The sequence below is a fragment of the Butyricicoccus porcorum genome, assembly GCF_002157465.1.
Lineage (GTDB): Bacteria > Bacillota > Clostridia > Oscillospirales > Butyricicoccaceae > Butyricicoccus_A > Butyricicoccus_A porcorum.
Genome location: NZ_NHOC01000019.1, coordinates 46,117 through 66,143, shown reverse-complemented (window position 1 = coordinate 66,143; position 20,027 = coordinate 46,117). Strand labels below are relative to the sequence as shown.

Genomic DNA, 20,027 nt, shown 5'->3' with positions numbered 1-20,027 from the left:
ATCATGACACCGGAATCCGTCGGTATCCCGCAGAATGCCATTGTCCTTGGCAAGCATTCCGGCAGACATGCTTTTGAGGCACGCCTGAAGGACTGTCTCTTATACACATCTACCCATCAAAAAACCGGTGATGTGGGTCGTACCCTCCGCGAGTGCGCCGAGCATAACCGCGCGGTGGGAAATGGATTTGTCTCCCGGCACAGTCAAGATGTGTATAAGAGACAGCGTATAAACGGCACATATATCCCACGGGAAGACCTGTGCCGCATTGCATCGCGCGTCCTCGAGATTGAGCAGTATTTACAGCTGCCGGAAGGGGAGTGTATCGGTGAGTTTGAATTTACCACCGCGTGCGCTGTCTCTTATACACATCTAGATGTGTATAAGAGACAGGGATTATTTCGCAGCCGAGGGAAAGGCGGGAAACGTGCAATGAAACACATTCTGCTGCTGTCCACCGGGGGCACCATTTCGCTGTCTCTTATACACATCTTCCTCAGCCCAGCAGGACGAGGAACAGCGAATCAACTACAAATACAATTGCGAAAATCTTGGTCAGGTTCGCCAGAACCGCTTCAATACCGGTTGCCTTGTTGGAGCCAAAGAAGGTCTCCTGTCCGCCGCCGATTGCACCGGACATACCCTGACTCGGCGCCTTCTGCAACAGAATCGTGACGATCAGGAACAGGCAGGCAATAACCTGAATAATAGATAAAACAGTAACGACCATGAAAGAATCAACCTCCGAAAAAATGAAAACAGCGGCGTATTTCACGCCGAAATTCCCGATAAAATCAAACAGTGAGATTATCATAGCATACGCCGGACAGATTTTCAAGGGAGGATTGTCCATCCGGGACATACTTTTTGGAAAACAGGCGGATTATTTTACCTTTCCAACGGTCAGCTTCACACGGTTGGCGAGTGCACGCCCATGCGCATTGACCCAGCAAGTGCCGTCGGACAGGTCGACCACGCACAACCGACCGCTGCACCAGCCATAGCCGTCCTCCGGACGCTTGCGTTTTTCCTCGTGCTTGTATTTTTTGATGGCTTTCTGTGTCGCGCGGTCAGGTGCGCCGGCAGTCAGCACCACCATGCTCAGCATGGAAAATCCATGGGAAGGTTCCGACCACGGCACATATCGCGCTGCCATGTCGTCGAGCACCGCACAGTAGTCGCGCACAGTGGTCTCGTCCAGTGCTTCGCACACATCGAAATAGCAGAATTCATAGGAACGCACCGACTTGCCGTTTTTTAGAATCAGCGTGGAAGTGTCTTCGCAGACATACGACCCGAACAGCGGAAACCGGCGCGCACCGAATTCCGCGTTGGAGATCAGATGAAAATCGCGATTCATATCCGCCTGAAAGGCATCGAGATATGCTGCGGCGCGGGTATAGAGATCCATTGACCCTTCCTCACTCTGCCGGGTACAATCCGGCCTCGGTCATGCGGCGCAGCGCTTCGACGACGACCGGCTTGTCCTCCTGATAGGTGACGCCGTACCATTGTGCGGCAGTCTGTAAAACCTGTGCGGTCGCGCGTCCTGCCTGAATTAGGCTGTCAACCGCAAACGGGAGATAATATTCTCCCTTCATCGGGTTGTTCGGCAGCTCATTCTGTATAAAGGTCTTCAGGCCGGCATCCAGTTCGTCGAGGAACGACGGGGTAAAGCCCCACATGTTCATGGAAACCAGCGTGCCCTCTGCGATTTCACCCGCCTCAGGGTCGGAAATGACGCCGTCCGCGCCGCGGGAGATGGCAGTGCGTTCGACGATGTCGGTCAGATATCCGTTTTCATCCGCCTCACAGATGCCGCGCGATACCGTGCCGTTTTCGGTCAGCGTGTTTTCAACGCGGTAGCCGACCATACAGTACCGGTATTTGTCGTCGTCCTTTGCGTCCTTTAAGTAGTCATACATGCACTGGAATGCCTCTGCACCGTAGAAATCGTCCGCGTTGATGACGGCGAACGGCTCATTTACCACACCGCGGATGCAGTATACCGCGTGGCCGGTGCCCAGCGGCTTGATGCGGCCTTCCGGCATGGTGCAGCCCTCCGGCAGCTTGTCCGGGCTTTGGAATACATAGTCTACCTGCATGAGTGCTTCGGCGGCGTTGCCGATGCGCTCGCGGAAGGCATCCAGCAGTTCTTCCTTTATGATAAACACAACGCGGCGGAAGCCGGCCTTCCAGGCGTCATAAATAGAATAATTCATAATGATCTGACCGTTCGGGCCGACCGGATCGATCTGCTTGAGACCGCCGTAACGGGAGCCCATGCCAGCAGCCATAACGACGAGTACCGGATTTGCCATGGTAAATGTCCTCCTTGCATGCCTGTGCAGCAGGCATTTTTTCTGCGTCTATTATACGGGATTTTCGGCATTATTACAATAGTTGTCGGTTGTCGTTTACAAAAATGCGTCAAAATTGTGAAATTTTCTCGAAAATCGCCGTGTGCCGGTTGCATCCGGGCGCACAGGCGTGTATGATTAAACTATATTATGATTTCCCGGAGCGGAAGAAAGGGAGTTCACCTGTGAACCGCGATTCAAATAACAGCAGAAAAAACGGAAAAAATAAATATTATGACCAGTATGGCCAGCCGGTGGATGAATATGGCAGACCGGTTGACCGCCATGGCATCCCATATGCCGAATATGACAAAGATGGAAATCCGCCGCGAAAGGGTGCGTCCGCACAGCGGAAGCAAACCCGTCCGCAGGCAAAACAGACCGATGGAACCTCGGGCAGGCGGGTGTCGCCAAATGCAAACTCCCAGAAGCCGGGGGCACAGAAGAAAAAAAAGCGCCGCCTGCCGGTTGTCCGTATCATTCTCATCGCACTCGTCGCCGTACTTGCGCTGGTGGTGTGGGACATCAACCACCTGTTGAACCAATACACCTATGACGACACCAATGAGAGCAGCCTGTCGGCCAATACAGAGGACGGCATTATGACGCTTGCGCTGTTCGGCGTGGACACGCGCGAAAACTGCGACAGCGGCACACGTGCCGATGCCATTATGATTATGAGCGTCGACCCGGCGCGCAGCTCTGTCAAGCTGGTGTCGCTCATGCGCGACAGCTATGTCGAGGTTCCGGAACACGGCAAGACCAAGCTCTGCCATGCCTACGGCTATGAGGACGGCGGGCCGCAGCTGATGCTCGAGACGCTGAACAATGCGTTTGATATGAACATCACCGAGTATATGACGGTCGATTTTGCACAGATGGCGTCGATTATCGACGCAGTCGGCGGTGTTACCGTCACGCTGACCGAAGATGAGCTGGCGGAGACAAATAAATTTATCGATGAATACTGCTGGGAAAATAATATGCCAACCCAACGCATTGAAGCCGCCGGCGAGCAGGAGCTCAACGGCATTCAGGCGATGACCTATGGCCGCATCCGAAAGGGCAATACCGGCGGCGACTGGCAGCGCACCGAGCGCCAGTCCGTCGTGCTCAATCAGGTATTCTCCAAGGCAACGGGCAACCCGATTACACTGCTCAAATTCCTGCACGGACTGATGCCGAATATCACCTCGTCCATGAGTAAGGCGGACTTCTGGTATATGGGTCTGCGCACGATTGTGCACGGAATGCCGTCGATGGGTCATATCCGCCTGCCGCTCGAAGGCGAATGGCAATATGGCACGACAAGTGACGGCATGTCGGTCATCCAGTTTAATGACAATGTGCTGGCGCACCACCTGCACGACTATATCTTCAATGATATCACTCCACAGGCCATTGAAGACTGAACAAATATAAAAAGATGCATCGCGGAATCCGGTTCTGCGGTGCATCTTTTTCGTGTAGGAACAGTTCGGCGGATCAGCCGACCGTGCCTTCATCCGGCGTGAAGATGAAATCAATCAAGCCGGTGGTGGCAGAGGCGTTGACAAGGGTGACGTTGACCGGCATGCCGAGATGGTAATTTTGCCCGGTGTGCTTGCCGAACAGCGTGATGCGCTCGGGATTGAACTCGAACCAGTCATTTTTCATCGTATCCAGCCGCACCATGCCTTCAATCATGTTGTCCAGCTGGACATATACGCCGAAGTTGGTGATGTTGGAAATATATCCGTCAAACGTATGGCCGATATACTGTGAGATATAATCCGCCATATACAGCTTTTCGATCTCGCGCTCGGCAGCGTCGGCGGCAAGCTCGCGCTCGGTCGATTGCAGTGCCGCCTGTTCGCACAGGGCAGTCAGTTCGCGGCTGCCCTGATCGCCCGCAAGCATGCGGGTCAGCATGCGGTGCACGACGAGGTCGGGATAGCGCCGGATCGGTGAGGTGAAATGCAGATAATATTTGGCTGCCAGACCGTAATGTCCGAGGCATTCGGGCGAATACCGCGCGCGGGCAAGCGAGCGCAGCAGCATGGTCGGCAGCGCCTGCTGCTCCGGATTGCCTGCGGTCTGGTCAAGGATGCGCTGGAGCTGATGGGTATCTGTCAGATCCTTTTCGCGCAGACGGTAGCCGAACAGGCGCGCCTGTGTCGCAAAGGCGCGCAGCTTATCCAGATCGGGATCTTCGTGCACGCGGTAGACGGCAGGCATCTGATGGCGGAACAGCGCTTCTGCGACCGCTTCGTTTGCGATCAACATAAATTCTTCAATCAGGCGCTCGGCATCGCCGCGGCCGCGCTTTTCCACACCGGTCGGGTCGCCGTTGCGGTCACACAGGATGACCGGCTCCGGGATGTTCAGCTCGAGCGCGCCGCGCTGCATGCGGCGATCGTGCAGGGTTTTGGCAAGTGCATTCATCTCGTCGAGCACCGGTGCGATATCCTGCCGCAAATTGCGCTCCTTCCAGTCGCCCGCGAGCATGCGGTTGACCTGTGCATAGGTCAGGCGTGCATAGGAGCAGATGACCGAACGATGGAAATCGGCAGAATAGCGCGTGCCGTCCTTGCCGAGCTCGATAAATGCGGAAAATGCAAGGCGGTTGACGCCGGGATTGAGCGAACAAATGCCGTTGGACAGCGGCAGCGGCAGCATCGGGATGACCTGATCGGCATAATAGACCGAGGTGCCGCGCTTGAATGCTTCCTTATCCAGCGGGGAATCCGGCGTGACATAATATGATACATCCGCGATGTGCACGCCGAGGCGGTAATGTCCATTGGGCAGTGTTTCGAGGGAGACGGCATCGTCAAAATCCTTTGCGGTATCGCCATCGATGGTGAACAGCTTCTGACTGCGCAGATCGAGTCTGCCGACCCAGTCCTTTTCCTGCACGAACAGGGGGATGTGTTCCGCCTGTTCCATCGCGTCCTGTGGGAACGGCGCGGAGATATCGTGCTCATACAGGATGGCGGCGGCAGCGGCATCGCGCGTCAGGCCGGAGCCGAATACGCGCGTGACAACGCCCTGCGGCAGGAATTTCTCGTTGCCGCGGAACAGCACCTTGACGGCGACGCGGTCGCCCGGATGAGCGTCTCCAATGTGTTTTTTGCTGATGACGATTTCCGGCAGCTTGCCGCTGTCGTCGCGGAACATCGTCATTTTGCCACGCATGACGATGCAGCCGGTGACGTCATCGCGTGTCTGCGACAGAATGCGCAGCACTTCTCCCTCGCAGCGGTTCGGCTTGTCGCTCTGTCCACCGCGGTGTGCATCCTGCCGGACGCGGACGAGCACGCGGTCGCCGTGCCAGGCATCTTTGCCGCGGTGCGGCGGGATGAAAATGTCTTCTCCCTTGCCCGATTCCGGGCGGACAAACGCGTAGCCGCGCCCGGTCGCACAGTAGGTGCCTGCAAGGCAGCCGAACGCTTCCGGCCTGCCGTAACGGTTGCTGCGCGCGCGCATCAGGCTGCCTTCGTCGACGAGCTCGGCGAGCACACGCACGAGGTCACTGTGTTTCGGGTGTGCGCCGCGCCCGTCCAGCGCGCGGATGATATCATCCTGCGTGCAGACGCCCTGAGCGGCTTCTATAATCAATTGCTTCAGTACTGTATCTTTGCATTCAGCGGTCATTGCCGTCACGCCTCCGTTCCTCGAAAAGCTCTCTTTCCTGTTATTATACCAGATTTACCGCGGAAAGCATACCGTATGTGCAGAAAAAACGGGAAGCGGCACTGATTTGCGCGCAAAAAAACGGCTCCGTAATCACGAAGCCGTAGCCAACACTTTGCATTTGAATTCTATGCAATAAATTTAAGAATGATTTGGAATAACAGGATCGCAGCAGATATATCATACCGTTTTGATTCAGCTGCCGTTTGGCTGATCTGCACGTTCGCACGATTCGGAGAGGAAACACAACTCCCGATGCGGAACAAAAAGAGGAAAACCAGATCGCTGATCGATGGTTTATCATATCCCTCCACTACAGATTCGGAACTGTTCGGTGCCATACAGGTTCGGTTGTTTTGACGATACGGAGGCACATCCGGTAGCATGTTGCTGATGAGCGATAGCTCAGTGCCCGGTTATCTGTCGTTCAAGCGAAATGTAATTCAGGTATCCGGAAGGGGGTTCTCCTGCTCGGAAACCGGAACGATCAATCCGACCCACCTCGATGCGTTTTGCCGGGGATTGGGGATACGTGCTACATCGGAATGTCTGTCATGATCCACCATCGGTCTTGCCGTCAGGCACCCAACGGGATAAAAGCTGAACACCGGATTTTGGAGGACGCAACCGGAAAAACCGGAGCGTGAATCTGTCAATGGCTACGAATTGGAAGTGTACCCGGAGGCTGTTCGGATCGGTTATCCGGCCAGTCTGCTGCGAGTCCTGCCGTTCCAATGCTGTTCATCTACCATCGGACTCACCCGCTTTCGATAGACTTCTACTTTCAAAAGGAGCCATCAGAATGTCTGATATGTCTTGGCTCTCTTTTAATGTGAATATATATTACCACAACGGAGTGTTTTTGTCAATAACATTTTTGAAAAATGTAACGATTTTTTTTGAAAAATACGGCGGGAAGAAAGAAAAAATTGTTAAATTCGTAACTTTTGTTGCTTTTTAGGGCATTGTGTGCTATACTAAAAATGTTAGGGGATATACAGGATTATACAAATAGTAAATTTGATAAAATATATTTCGAGTTGTATTATTTCGCAGCCGAGGGAAAGGCGGGAAACGTGCAATGAAACACATTCTGCTGCTGTCCACCGGGGGCACCATTTCGTGCCGCGCGGGCGCGGACGGCCTTGCACCGCAGGCGGACGGGACACAGCTGCTGGGCGAGGTGCGCGTGCCGGAGGGCGTGCGCGTCGAGGTGCGCGACCTGATGTGCGTGGACTCCACCGATGTCACGGATACGCAGCGCCTTGCGATGGCGCGTGCCCTGTGGGAAAACCGCAAAACGTATGACGGCTTTGTACTGACACATGGAACGGATACCATGGCGTACACAGCCGCTTTTTTATGCCGCGTGCTGCCGGGCTTTGACCGGCCTGTGATCCTGACGGGATCACAGCTGCCAATGGAAGAGGATGGCTCGGATGCGCCGGAAAATCTGTCTGACGCGCTCGTCTGCGCTGCATCGGACTACCGCGGCGCGGCGGTGTGCTTTGCCGGAAAACTGCGGCGCGGCACGTGTGTGACCAAGGCGGATACGCAGGCGTTTGACGCCTTTTCCGGCGGGAATACGGGCTGTCCGCCGGACGGCGTGATCGACGACGGGGTGCTCACTCTTCTGGATATGCCGCAGCCGGAGGCACCTGCGCTGCGCCTGCCTGTGCCGGTGCGCGCGGCTGTGCTGCCCGTGACGCCGCTGCTGGATGCGGAAACGGTGCTCACCTGCTGCGGGCGCGATGTGCTGCTGCTGTACGGCTATGGTGTGGGCGGCGTGCCGGAAGCACTCGCGGACGCGGTCGCGCAGGTCGTCCGCTCGGGCACGCGTGTCTATCTCGGGACGCAGTGCGCCTGCGGGCCTGCGGACTGCTCGGTTTATGCGGTCGGACGGCGCATGCAGGCGCTCGGTGTGCGCTGTCTCGGCGCGCAGACGGTGGAGGACGCCATCGCGTGCATTCAGTGCGGGCTTTTGTAGCCAGTCGGCGGGATGTGCGCGGGGATATCGGCAAATTGTGAAAAACAACTGAGCGAATCGCCAAAAATTTGTTCTCTTTTTGTCTCGCATATGAGGCAGGTTTGCCGTATAATAGAAGATATATAAGTATCGGGCGATGCAGCAGGCAGTTGCCTTATCTGCCCGCCCGGGACATGGCACGACCATCCCTGAAAATAGCGAGGTATCTTATTTTATGGATAAAATGAATCTGGTTGTCGTGTTCGGCGGCGTTTCCTCCGAGCACGACATCTCCTGCATCTCAGCGGCCTCCATTCTGCGCAATGCGGATGCAGATAAATATGAGATTTATCCGGTCGGCATCACAAAATCCGGCAGCTGGAAGCTGTTCGAGTCGACGGATTATGACAGCGTGGAAAACGGAAGCTGGGAGACAAGCGAACAGGCTGTCCCGGCGATGCTGTCGCCCGACCGCGGGACGCACGGCCTGCTTGTGCTGCGCGAGAGCGGTGCGGAGGTCATCCATGCGGACTGCGTCTTCCCGGTGCTGCACGGCATCGGCGGCGAGGACGGTACGTTGCAGGGTCTGCTTGAGCTGGCGCATATCCCGTATGTCGGCCCGGGTGTTGCGGCTTCCGCGTGCAGCATGGACAAGAGCCTGACCAAGATCATCGTCGAGCAGGAAGGCGTGCGCCAGGCGGCCTTTTATCTGGCGCGCCGCAGCGCATTTCGCGCGGACGCCGAGGCGGTCTGCGCCGAGGCAGAGCAGAAGCTGGGCGCTTATCCGGTCTTTGTCAAGCCGTGCAGTGAGGGCTCGTCCGTCGGTGTCTCTAAGGCGACCGACCGCGCATCCTTGAAAAAGGGTCTGGAGGAAGCCTTTCGCTATGACGCGAAGGTACTGGTCGAGGAATTCATCGACGGCCATGAGATTGAGGTCGCTGTGTTGGGCAACGACGCGCCGACCGCATCCGTTGCAGGCGAAATCGCGCCGAGCCAGGAGTTTTACACCTTCGAGGCAAAATATGTCGACGGTACATCCGGCCTGTACATCCCGGCGCACATCAGCGACAGCGCCATGGCAAATGTCCGCGAAGCGGCTGTCCGCGTCTATACGGCGCTCGGCTGCAAGGTACTGTCCCGCGTCGATTTCTTCTGTACCTATGCCGATGATGAAATCGTGTTCAACGAGATCAACACGCTGCCGGGCTTCACGAGCATCAGCATGTATCCGAAGCTACAGGAGCACATGGGTCTGAGCTATTCTGCACTCATCGACGCGCTGGTTTCGCTGGCAATGGAGCGGTACGATGGATAACAGGGCGATTGGCGTTTTTGATTCCGGACTCGGCGGCCTGACCGCCGTGCGGCAGCTGCACCGCATCATGCCGGACGAGCATATCATCTATTTTGGCGACACGGGGCGTGTACCCTATGGCACGCGCAGCCGCCAGACCATCATCAATTACACCAGACAGGACACCGCATTTTTGTGCAGCCACGACATCAAGGCGATTGTTGTCGCCTGCGGCACGGTCAGCTCGGTTGCGCTGGGAACGGTCAAGACGGAAAACACCATCCCGATGGTCGGTGTTGTCAAGCCCTCCTGTTATACGGCGATGAAGCTGACAAAGAGCAACCGCGTCGGCATCATCGGCACGAAGGGCACGATCCACAGTGGCTCGTATGAGGCGATGCTGCACACGCTTGACCCGTCGGTGCACACCATCGCGCGTGCCTGCCCGCTGTTTGTCCCGCTGGTGGAAAACGGACGGTTTTCGCCGGACGATCCGGTCGTACAGCTCGTGGTAGAGGAGTATCTGGCAGAGATCCGCGACTTCGGTGTGGACACGCTTATTATGGGCTGTACGCATTATCCGCTGCTGCGCGCGGCGATCCGCGCGTATCTCGGCGACGAGGTTGCACTCATTGATCCGGGCGCGGAGGCGGCTGATTATGTGCGCACCTTCCTGGAGCCCGCAGAGCCGGGCAACGGGCGCACGGAATATTTTGTCTCGGACGACCCGGACAGCTTTGATACCTATGCGGAAATGTTCCTCGGGGAACCGGCCGGCGTACATGCCAACCTGGTGGAGGACATCGCATCCTACGGAAAGGAAAGAGGGTGACCGCCAATGGAGCAGGAAACACCACTGAAGAAGGACGTTATCATCACCATTGCGAGCAGTCAGGATTTTGAGGGCTGCGAGCCCGACCATATCAACCTGATTACAGCAGGGCGGCTGTACCGCCGCGGCGGCAAATATTTTGTCTCGTATGAAGAGAGTGAACTGACCGGTATGGAGGGCACACGCACCACACTCAAGCTGGAGGATCAGCAGGTGACGATGACGCGCACAGGAACACATCCGACACAGATGCTGTTCGCCAAGAACAAGCGGCATGTCGGGCTGTACCAGACCGACGTCGGTTCGATGGCGATTTCCACCCATACCTCCCATCTGGTCAATACGATCGGGGAAAACGGCGGCAGCCTTGCCATCGACTATACCGTGGAAATCGATTCCACGCTTGCGGGCACGCATCGGTTTGAGATGGCGGTCACGCCGTCGAACGACGCACCGCATCTGTCATAAATACGGAACCATGCGGGCGGAAGTTTTTCCGCCCGTTTCGGGCGCTTATACAGCGCCATACGAATGAGGAAAAAAGAAAGGCTAGATAACATGAATTTAATCGAACAGGCGAAGAAGCAGGCGGCAGAGGCAGTCCTAGGCGCATACCACGCTGCGGTTGCCGCAGGAGAGCTGCCGGAGGGCGATGTACCGGCGGTTGCCGTTGAAATCCCGAAGGACACGAAAAACGGCGACTATGCTTCGTCGTTTGCGATGCAGTGCGCACGTGCGCTTCACATGGCGCCGCGCAAGATTGCCGAGGCGCTGGTGGCGCATATTGCGCTGGACGGCACGTATTTTGAGGAAATCTCCATCGCCGGCCCCGGCTTCCTGAATTTCCGTCTGGGCAAAAAATGGTATGCCGATGCGGTTCAGCTGGTATCGGACATGGGTGCGGATTACGGACGCATCAAGGCGGAGCATCCGGAAAAGATCATGGTTGAATTTGTCTCCGCAAATCCGACCGGCCCGATGCATATGGGCAACGCGCGCGGCGGCGTGCTGGGCGACTGCCTGTCCGAGGTGCTCGACTGGGCGGGACACGATGTCACCCGTGAGTTTTATATCAACGATGCGGGCAACCAGGTTGATAAGTTCGCACACTCGGTCGAGGGCCGCTATATCCAGCAGCTGAAGGGCGAGGACGCGATTGTATTTGACGAGAGCTGGTATCAGGGTGCGGACATCCGCGAGCTGGCAGCTGATCTGGTCAAGATCCACGGTGACAAGCTGCTCGACATGGACGGCGAGGAGCGCCGCAAAATCATCGTCGAATACGGCCTGCCGACCAACATCGCGCGCATGCAGCGCGATCTGGAGCGCTATAAAATTCACTATGATGTGTGGTTCCGTGAGAGCGGCCTGCATGACTCCGGCTTCGTCAAGGAGACTGTTGATATGCTGACCGCAAAGGGCGCGACCTACGAAAAGGAGGGCGCGCTGTGGCTGCGCTCGACCGACTTCGGTTGCGACAAGGATGACGTCCTGCGCCGCGCAAACGGCTTCTACACCTACTTTGCGGCAGATATCGCGTATCACCGCAACAAGTTCGAGGTGCGCGGCTTTGACCGTGTCATCAATATCTGGGGCGCCGACCACCATGGCCACGTGCTGCGCCTCAAGAGCGCGCTGGACGCGCTCGGTCTGGACGGCTCGAACCGCCTGGAAATCGTGCTCATGCAGCTGGTCCGCATGATGCAGGGCGGCGAGGTTGTCCGCATGTCCAAGCGCACCGGCAAGTCGCTGACACTGTCCGATCTGCTGGACGAGATTCCGGTCGATGCAGCGCGTTATTTCTTCAATTCGCGCGCGGCAGAAACGCAGATGGAATTTGATCTCGACCTTGCGGTCAAGCAGGACAGCGAGAACCCGCTGTATTACTGCCAGTATGCGCATGCGCGTATTTGCAGCCTGCTGCGCAAGATGGAGGAGGAAGGCATCCGCGTGCCGGAGAGCGCCGATCTGACCGTCCTGGGCGAGGCAGAAGAGCTGGCACTGGTCAAGCAGATCAGCCTGCTGCCGGAGGAAATCAGCATGGCAGCGGCAGAGCGCGACCCGTCTCGCCTGAACAAGTATGCAGTTGCACTGTGTGCACAGTTCCACCGTTTCTACAATGCGTGCCGCATCAAGGAGGCGGAGGATGCCGTGCGCGATGCACGCCTTGTCCTGTGCTGCGCGGCGCGTCAGACCATCTATAATGTACTGACCATTATCGGTGTGGAAGCACCCGAACATATGTAAGATTGAACAGCCTGTCGAAGGCGGAAGGAGAGCTATGGAACCCGTTCCTTTATGCAGAGGGGAAGTTATTTTGACAATGGAACGGCCGCAGCAGATGATGTCGGTGGACTGGAAAAGCTGCCGGGCATCTGCGGTCGTCGTGCCGGACGCGATGAGCATTGAAACGGCAAAGAGCTGTGTCGGAGACCGGCTGGTCGGCATGCTGGTCAATGCGGACGGCTGGAATGCAGAGGAGGACATCGGCGCAAAATGGCCGTCGGAACGCCTGATCGGGCGGTTCCGCAACATTGCACGCCGCGCGATGCATGAAGAGGCAGACTTTGTCTACATCCGCATGCGGCAAAACCTGCACGTCCTGCGCGCCGCCGTGCTGGCGGCGACGGAGCTGGATGGGCTGGGTGTTTTCGTAGAAATGCCGGTGGATGAGGACGGACGCACAGTGGACGGTTCGTCTGCGATGGCGGTCATGGGTATTTTACAGCGCATAGGCGTTGCGGGCATTATCCTGACCGGTGAGCCGGAGGACCTCGACGACACGATTGAGGAGCTGGCGCCGCACGCGAGCATTGCGCTCGGTGTTTCGGTTGAGCCGGGCGAGCTGGGCGGCATGCGTGAGCTGGAGAGCGTGGAATTTTACCACACGACGGAACCGGATGATGCGCGCCGCCTGCTGAAGCTGGCACCGCCGAGCAGCAGCAAAAATGAGCCGGATGCAGACGACGATTACATCCTTGCACCGGTTGGCATGCATGCGCATTTTGTGGATGTCACCATTGATATTTCCGATCCGATTGATCTGGAGGATCATTTTGGCGAGACACTGCTCGAGCTGGAAGACCAGTGGTCGGGCGCACTCAAGCTGGAGATCAACACGCCGGAGGATGTGCACCTTCTTGCGGAAGGGCAGTATATGATTAACCGCCCGGTCTGTCTTGCGGCGGAAAATCCCGACCTGCTGGAGGAGGCACTGTGCGTGTTTGACGGCATAGCACTATATGACGGGACATGGGAGCTGGACGAAGATACAATTGATTATTTCCGCCGCCATTATGGCATGGTGGCGTTGTAATCGCGATAGAAGGAAAAGCGCAGGCGGGGGAGGGCTTGTCTCCTGTCTGCGCTCTTTTTTGCAAAGGAGGACGTTTGTGAACAACTGGACAGAAGTGACCATCTGGACATCGACCACAGGCATCGATGCCGTAACCGGTATGCTGATGGATCTCGGCATTGATGGCTTTGTCATTGAGGATGCGCAGGATTTTGCGGATTTTTTACAGGACACGGAGATATACTGGGATTATGTGGACGAGAGTTTGGCGAAGGAGAAGAAGGACACGGAGACCAACGTGAAAATCTATGTCGAGGACAGCCCGGCGGGAGCGGAGCTGCTCGCGCAGGTCAATGCGGGTTTGGCAGGGCTGCGCGCACGCGATGAGGCACATGCCTTTGGCCGTTGCGTGACCGAGCTGGCATCCATTCGGCAGGAGGACTGGGAAAACAACTGGAAGCAGTATTTTAAGCCGTTCCGCGTCGGTCAGACGTTCCTCATCAAGCCGTCATGGGAGACCTGTGAACCGGAGGAGGGCCGCCGCATTCTGGAAATCGACCCGTCGTCCAGCTTTGGCACGGGCACGCACAACACCACCCAGCTGTGCATCTGTGAGCTGGAGCGGCTGGTGCGTCCGGGCGACCGCCTGCTCGACATGGGCTGCGGCAGCGGTATTTTGTCTGTCGCGGCACATATGCTGGGCGCGTCGGACATCGCGGCAGTGGATATCGACCCCAATGCGGTCAAAATCGCGGCGGAAAATGCGGAGAAAAACGAATTTTCGCTGCGCACCCATGTCGGCGATGTCATCGGTGACGCGGCGCTGTCCGAGGAAATCGGCGGCAGCTATGACATCATTGTGGCGAACATCGTCGCGGACGTCATCATGGGCATGCAGTATATTTTAAAGGACAAGCTGAAGCCGGAAGGCACGCTGATTGTATCCGGCATTATCGCGCCGCGCGCTGACGAGGTACAGCAATCGCTGCTGGATGCGGGCTTTGTGCTCGACCGTCGCGACCAGTCGGGCGACTGGGTGGCGATGACGCTGCATCAGGCGTAAGCGGGTCAACAGAAGAAAGGGGCGGCAATGAAGGCGATAGACAAAAAGATTATACTGGTTGTCCTGATTGTCGCGGCCTTTTTGGGTATGTGGAAGCTCAAGGCGCCGGAACAGGAGGATGTTTCCCTGGCGAAGACAAGCGTGGAAGCAGCGGACGAGCTGGCGGCGGCCTATGCCGACGGGCGCGATACGCTGCTGTTCCATAGCCAGGACATCCAGGAAAAACAGGTGTACCATTTGCTTCAGGCGCAGAATCCGTATCTGTCCACGCTGTCCACAGCGGCGTATGAAAACGGCAGCCTGTCGCTGACCTATGAAATCGAGAAAAAGGACGAACAGGATGCGGGGCTGGCAGCCGCGCGCGCCGCAGGTGCGGAGGCTGCCGCCGGAGAAAAGAGCATTACAGGCAAGCTCAAAGCGATTCACGATGCGCTCATTCGCAGCTGCGTCTATGCGGAAGATGACAGCGACCGCGTGCAGATGGCAGCGGGTGTGGCGGAGGATGGGCGTGCCGTGTGCGCGGGCTATGCGCGCGCGTTTCAGGCGATGTGCGACGGTGCAGGTATCGATGTATATTATGTCGAAGATGACGACATGACACATGCCTGGAACGCTGTCCGCCTGTACGGGGAGACCTATTTTATCGACTGTACCTATGATGACCCGGTGCCCGACCAGGGGCAGCGCGTCGGCCGGGAGTATTTTATGTTGACAGCAGACGAAATGCGTGCGGAACGCAGCTGGGATGAAGCGCTGTATGAGCAATTCCTTGACAGCCGCTATCCGGAGGATTTTGCATACATTCAGCGCATGCAGGATCTCATGCTGGCAGACCCTGCGCTGCGCGCGGCGGATACCGACAGCCCTGCGGAACAGGAGGAGCTGGATGCGCTGAATGAGAAGCTGGGCACGACGCTGGCCAAATCGGTCACGAGCGAGGATGAGGACGGGAATGTCATCACGATGACGCGCGGGGAGCTGTATCGTCGCGGCTATGAAGCGCTCTGGGACGAAGTCGACGGCCGCCGCCGCATTGAAGGTCTGATCGACGCGTATGTGGTTCCGCCGTTTCCGGCACGGAAGATGGGGTTTTGAGCCGCAATTCGTGCAAAAAGATGATACGGAAAAAAACAAAAAAGTTTTTTGAAAAAAGTGTTGACATTTGGCGCTTTAGAAGATATAATAATCATCGTCATCTGACGAGGGACGAAAAACGGAAGCCTCGTGAGAGGGCGGCGATGATATGGCGGTATAGCTTAGTTGGCTAGAGCGTCCGGTTCATACCCGGAAGGTCATTGGTTCAAGTCCAATTACCGCTACCATTTTGGCCCGTTGGTCAAGCGGTTAAGACACCGCCCTTTCACGGCGGTAACACGAGTTCGATTCTCGTACGGGTCACCAATGGAAGTTTAGCTCAGCTGGGAGAGCATCTGCCTTACAAGCAGAGGGTCACAGGTTCGAGCCCTGTAACTTCCACCAGAAAAAAGCTGTGGGTTTTCCACAGCTTTTTTGTTTTTCATGCAGCTGTTTTTCCACAGCCGGGATTTCAGAGAACGGAGGAGAGTGCCATGGAGCAGCAGACGTTATTCGGCGGGGACGATTTGCAGCCGCTGGCGGCGCGTCTGCGCCCGCGCACGCTGGAGGAATTTGTTGGGCAGACACATTTGCTCGGCGAAGGCAAGGTGCTGCGCCGCCTGATTGAAAGCGACCGCATTTCCTCTATGATTTTCTGGGGACCGCCGGGTGTGGGCAAAACGACGCTCGCGCGCATTATCGCACAGCGCACGCGCGCCGCATTCATTGACTTTTCCGCCGTGACCAGCGGAATCAAAGAGATTCGGCAGGTTATGCAGCGTGCGGAGGACAACCGCCGTTTTGGTGACCGCACGATTGTTTTTGTGGACGAGATTCACCGCTTCAATAAGGCGCAGCAGGATGCCTTTCTGCCGTTTGTGGAGAAGGGCAGCATTGTGCTCATCGGTGCGACGACGGAAAATCCATCGTTTGAGGTCAACGGTGCACTGTTGTCCCGCTGCAAGGTATTTGTCTTGCAGGCATTGACGGCAGAAGACCTGATGTCACTGCTGTCGCGTGCGCTGCGCGACCCGCGCGGTTTCGGCGGGCAGAAGATTGCCATTTCCACCGATATGCTGGAGCTGATTGCAAATTTTGCGAATGGAGATGCGCGCAGCGCGCTGTCCACGCTGGAGATGGTCGTGCTCAACGGCGATACGGACGGCGATACAGTCACGGTGACAGAGGACACGTTGGCGCAGTGCCTGTCCAAAAAGTCGCTGTTGTATGACAAAAAGGGCGAGGAGCATTACAATTTGATTTCTGCTCTGCACAAGTCCATGCGCAATTCCGACCCGGACGCGGCGGTGTACTGGCTGGCACGCATGCTGGAGGCGGGCGAAGATCCGCTGTATGTCGCGCGGCGTGTGATTCGGTTTGCCAGCGAAGACATCGGCATGGCGGATCCGCGCGCACTGGAAATTGCGGTGGCGGCATATCAGGCGTGCCATTTTATCGGCATGCCGGAGTGCTCGGTCAATCTGACACAGGCCGTGGTATACATGTCCATGGCGCCCAAGTCCAATGCGCTGTATCTGGCGTATGAAACGGCCAAAAGGGATGCGCTGACCCAACTGGCGGAGCCGGTACCGCTGGTCATTCGCAATGCGCCCACGAAGCTGATGAAAGAACTGGAATATGGCAAGGGCTATCAGTATGCCCACAATGCCGCGGACAGGCTGACCGATATGCAGTGCCTGCCGGATTCGCTGTTGGGCCGGGAATATTACCGCCCGACGGAGCAGGGCGTGGAGGCGAAATACAAGGCACGGCTGCAGCAGATCAAGGCGTGGAAAGACGAACACGGCAGGAAATAACAGGGGGATGGGATTCCGTCAAAACGCACAGCAGGCGTTTTGGCGGAATTCTTTTTTACGTCAGGAAATCCCCTTTTCTGCCCTTACGGTTTCGGCAAATTTTTTATCTGCGGTTCTCTATACTATAGGTATGGAACAGGAGGCGCAGAGATATATGTTGGAAAAGCGGAACATACAGCGGCAGAAAACGGCGGGAGGTGCGCGTGCGCGCCGAGCCGGACTGCCCTTTCTATATTTTGCGGCGGCAGGTGTACTGTCGTGTGCGGAGGCGGCAGGCGTCGGCTCGCCCTTTGGTGTGGCATTTGCAGCGGCGGCCTGCCGCACGGGGAACGGCTTTGCTGCCGTGCTCGGTACATTTGCAGGATATCTGCTGTCACATCCTGGCGCGGAGGGCGTGCAGTATGCGGGTGCAGCGCTCATTGTGCTGACAGCGGCGACGGTGTTTTCCGGCGTCGGCGTGGCGGCGAGCCGATGGTTTTTCCCGGCGTGTGCGGCGGGCGCGGTGGGTGTGACCGGCTGTATCTTCCTCATCGGTGAGGCGTGGGACTGGCAGGCGGTTGTTCTGTTTGCCTGCCGCATTGCACTGGCGGCAGGAGCGGCGTATTTTTACGAGGCGGCACTGGACACCGTGCGCGGGCGGCCGCAGGTTATCCGATTCGGCGGTATGCTGGTCCTTGCGGCAACGGTGCTCATGGCGGCCTATCCGTTTCAGGTGGTCGACCTGATCTGTCCGGCACGCATCGCGGCGCTGCTGTCCGTCATGGCGGTCGGCTATATGGGCGGCTTTTCGTATGGTGCGGCGTGCGGCGTCGGCATCGGCATTGCGATGGACGCGGCTGGCGGCGCAGGGCTGTATTACGCGGGAATTTATGCGATTGCCGGCATGATTGCGGGCTTTTTTCAGCGCTCCGGGCGTGTGGTGTATGCGATTGTGTTTGTGCTGACCCATGCGGCAGTCAATCTGTTTGGCGGGCAGGAGGCCTATCTGTCCGGCCTGTATGAATGCTTTGTCGCATCGGTCTGCTTTGTGCTTGTGCCTGACCGGACCTGGCGCACCGTGCAGGACAGGCTGCTGCCGCCCAATCCGGAACCGACCGATTATGCAGCACGCGTATGCCGCATTGCCAACCATTATGCATCGGTGGTATCCGATGCCTTTTCCGAGATGTACCAGGCGTTGGCAGGCGGGAGCCGCCACAAGGAGGAAAATGATCTCGGCGCGGTATTTGATCGTGCAGCAGACCGTGTATGCCGCCGGTGCAGCGCGCGGCAGTCGTGCTGGGAACGGGACAAGCTGGCGACACTGCGTACATTGGATTCCATTTCCGGGCCGCTTCTTCGCAGCGGGCATGTCGTGGCGAGCGATTTCCCGGGGCATTTTGCCGCACAGTGCCTGCGGTTTTCCGATTTTGTCGTGGCGGTCAATGAGGGGATGGACGCGCTCTATCAGCGGCGGCAGGCGCAGCGCCGGAATGAAGCCGGGCGCAGGCTGATCGCCCAGCAGTATGCGGGTGTGACCGGGATTCTGAAGCAGGTGGGAGAGAGCATGGGCGCGGGGCCGGAGGCGCTGCCGTCACGGGAGCGCGAGCTGCGCACCTATGCGGAGGCATTTGGCCGTGTACGCACAGCGGCAGCGTGGAAAGACCGGCGTGGACGGTTGCATTTTGAGCTGTCCGGCGAATGTGTGACGCGCATCATACGCAACCGGGAGGGGTTTCTGTCCGGGCTGAGTGCGCTGATGAATGTCCGGTTGGTCGGGCCGGAGAGCGTACACGGGCCGGGCGGACTGAGCCTGCTGTTCCGCGAGCGCGAACCGTATTGCATTACAGTCGGCGTCGGGACGCGCACGCGCGAGGGGCAGAAGGTGTCCGGCGACTGCATCCGCTATTTTACGACAGAGGAGGGCATCGCGTGTGTGCTGTTGTCCGACGGCATGGGTTCGGGGGAACAGGCGCGTGAGGATGCAGAGAGCACGGTTCGCATGGCAGAGCAATTCCTGCGCGCAGGCATTTCCGCAGCGGACAGCGTGCGTACCATCGGGCCTGCGCTCAAGCTGCGCACACAGGGCAGGCAGTTCGTGACGCTGGATGTCAGCACCATCGATCTGTTCACCGGCGCAGCGGATTCGGTCAAGTGCGGCGCGGCACCGAGCTTTGTGCGCGCGGTGGATGGCGACGGCACGGTGCGCGTGCGGCGAATTCTGTCCTCGACATTACCTGCCGGGCTGGAGGAATCCGGCGAGATGGATGTCACACAGTTCCGCATGGGAGACGGCGACGCGCTGCTGCTGCTCAGCGACGGCATTGTCGATGCAGACGGTTCCAATGCCGGCTGGGTGGAGGAGCTGCTTGCTGGCAGCATGCACCTGAGTGCGCGTGAGCTTGCGGCGCGCATCGTGCTCGAGGGTTCCGCGCGCGGGGCACCGGACGACATGAGTGCGGCGGTGGTGTATCTGACCCGCCGGGACAGCTGAATCCGGGCGGTTTACATAGCGGAAGGCATGCCGGGGCGGAGCGTCCGCCTGCGGTATGCCTTCTTTTGTGCTGAAATTTGAATGCAACATGAATAGAATGTAAAATGTTAAGATTTCGCTTGAAACACAGAGGGAAAGGCGATATGATAAACAAAAGAGGGAAACCATAACAGGGAGA

The 20,027-nt window shown here is 57.6% G+C and carries 15 protein-coding genes, 3 tRNA genes and 2 pseudogenes; 15 read left to right on the top strand and 5 right to left on the bottom strand.

Translation table 11 applies throughout. The features are described 5' to 3' along the window. Nucleotides 1-105 (top strand): annotated as a pseudogene (locus CBW42_RS15495) (homocitrate synthase/isopropylmalate synthase family protein); the annotation flags it as partial. 6 nt (nucleotides 106-111) lie between these two features. Here CBW42_RS15495 and CBW42_RS14405 read toward each other — a convergent pair. The 4 genes and pseudogenes from CBW42_RS14405 to CBW42_RS13470 form a co-directional block, all read right to left on the bottom strand. Continuing rightward, nucleotides 112-243, bottom strand: a pseudogene (locus tag CBW42_RS14405) (hypothetical protein); the annotation flags it as partial. A gap of 253 nt (nucleotides 244-496) precedes the next feature. Beyond that, a complete protein-coding gene (secG, locus tag CBW42_RS13480; RefSeq protein ID WP_087022408.1) occupies nucleotides 497-730 on the bottom strand; it encodes a preprotein translocase subunit SecG in 234 nt (77 codons plus the stop codon). Nucleotides 731-883: 153 nt separating this feature from the next. Next, complete coding sequence (locus tag CBW42_RS13475; RefSeq protein ID WP_087022393.1) at nucleotides 884-1,411, bottom strand: hypothetical protein; 528 nt, start codon at nucleotides 1,409-1,411, stop codon at nucleotides 884-886. 10 nt (nucleotides 1,412-1,421) lie between these two features. After that, the gene (locus CBW42_RS13470; RefSeq protein ID WP_087022396.1) at nucleotides 1,422-2,321 is read right to left on the bottom strand and encodes a nucleotidyltransferase family protein; all 900 of its coding nucleotides are present in this window, start codon (nucleotides 2,319-2,321) and stop codon (nucleotides 1,422-1,424) included. Between the two features lie 224 nt (nucleotides 2,322-2,545). Here CBW42_RS13470 and CBW42_RS13465 point away from each other — a divergent pair, with 224 nt between their 5' ends. Further along, entirely contained in the window at nucleotides 2,546-3,772 is a 1,227-nt protein-coding gene (locus CBW42_RS13465) for an LCP family protein (RefSeq protein ID WP_165761192.1), read from the top strand. Between the two features lie 73 nt (nucleotides 3,773-3,845). On the opposite strand, the gene rnr is transcribed toward CBW42_RS13465, so the two are convergent. Beyond that, complete coding sequence (gene rnr, locus CBW42_RS13460) at nucleotides 3,846-5,996, bottom strand: ribonuclease R (protein WP_087022402.1); 2,151 nt, start codon at nucleotides 5,994-5,996, stop codon at nucleotides 3,846-3,848. A 1,120-nt stretch (nucleotides 5,997-7,116) separates the two neighbouring features. On the opposite strand from rnr, the gene CBW42_RS13455 reads away from it, so the two are divergent. The 13 genes from CBW42_RS13455 (at nucleotide 7,117) to CBW42_RS13395 (ending at nucleotide 19,849) form a co-directional block, all read left to right on the top strand. Next, the gene (locus CBW42_RS13455) at nucleotides 7,117-8,022 is read left to right on the top strand and encodes an asparaginase (protein ID WP_087022405.1); all 906 of its coding nucleotides are present in this window, start codon (nucleotides 7,117-7,119) and stop codon (nucleotides 8,020-8,022) included. A gap of 214 nt (nucleotides 8,023-8,236) precedes the next feature. Beyond that, entirely contained in the window at nucleotides 8,237-9,316 is a 1,080-nt protein-coding gene (locus CBW42_RS13450; RefSeq protein WP_087022617.1) for a D-alanine--D-alanine ligase family protein, read from the top strand. Further along, entirely contained in the window at nucleotides 9,309-10,127 is an 819-nt protein-coding gene (gene murI / locus CBW42_RS13445; RefSeq protein WP_087022608.1) for a glutamate racemase, read from the top strand. The genes CBW42_RS13450 and murI overlap by 8 nt, the downstream gene beginning before the upstream one ends. Nucleotides 10,128-10,133: 6 nt before the next feature. Then, entirely contained in the window at nucleotides 10,134-10,595 is a 462-nt protein-coding gene (locus CBW42_RS13440; RefSeq protein WP_087022606.1) for a DUF1934 domain-containing protein, read from the top strand. A 90-nt stretch (nucleotides 10,596-10,685) separates the two neighbouring features. Continuing rightward, nucleotides 10,686-12,374, top strand: coding sequence for an arginine--tRNA ligase (argS, locus tag CBW42_RS13435; RefSeq protein ID WP_087022604.1), 1,689 nt, complete (start codon nucleotides 10,686-10,688; stop codon nucleotides 12,372-12,374). A 76-nt stretch (nucleotides 12,375-12,450) separates the two neighbouring features. Beyond that, the gene (locus tag CBW42_RS13430; protein ID WP_087022601.1) at nucleotides 12,451-13,443 is read left to right on the top strand and encodes a hypothetical protein; all 993 of its coding nucleotides are present in this window, start codon (nucleotides 12,451-12,453) and stop codon (nucleotides 13,441-13,443) included. A gap of 76 nt (nucleotides 13,444-13,519) precedes the next feature. Further along, a complete protein-coding gene (gene prmA, locus CBW42_RS13425; protein ID WP_242969891.1) occupies nucleotides 13,520-14,485 on the top strand; it encodes a 50S ribosomal protein L11 methyltransferase in 966 nt (321 codons plus the stop codon). Nucleotides 14,486-14,512: 27 nt separating this feature from the next. After that, nucleotides 14,513-15,580 (top strand): transglutaminase domain-containing protein, encoded by a 1,068-nt coding sequence (locus CBW42_RS13420; protein WP_087022595.1) that lies wholly within the window; start codon nucleotides 14,513-14,515, stop codon nucleotides 15,578-15,580. A 150-nt stretch (nucleotides 15,581-15,730) separates the two neighbouring features. Further along, a tRNA-Met gene (locus CBW42_RS13415) sits at nucleotides 15,731-15,807 on the top strand. 4 nt (nucleotides 15,808-15,811) lie between these two features. Further along, a tRNA-Glu gene (locus CBW42_RS13410) sits at nucleotides 15,812-15,886 on the top strand. Nucleotides 15,887-15,888: 2 nt separating this feature from the next. After that, nucleotides 15,889-15,964: transfer RNA gene (locus CBW42_RS13405), tRNA-Val, on the top strand. Between the two features lie 89 nt (nucleotides 15,965-16,053). Next, nucleotides 16,054-17,376: a replication-associated recombination protein A gene (locus CBW42_RS13400; RefSeq protein WP_087022592.1), complete on the top strand. Its 1,323-nt coding sequence runs from the start codon at nucleotides 16,054-16,056 to the stop codon at nucleotides 17,374-17,376. Nucleotides 17,377-17,530: 154 nt separating this feature from the next. Then, nucleotides 17,531-19,849 (top strand): SpoIIE family protein phosphatase, encoded by a 2,319-nt coding sequence (locus CBW42_RS13395; protein ID WP_165761195.1) that lies wholly within the window; start codon nucleotides 17,531-17,533, stop codon nucleotides 19,847-19,849. The last annotated feature ends 178 nt before the right edge of the window (nucleotides 19,850-20,027 follow it).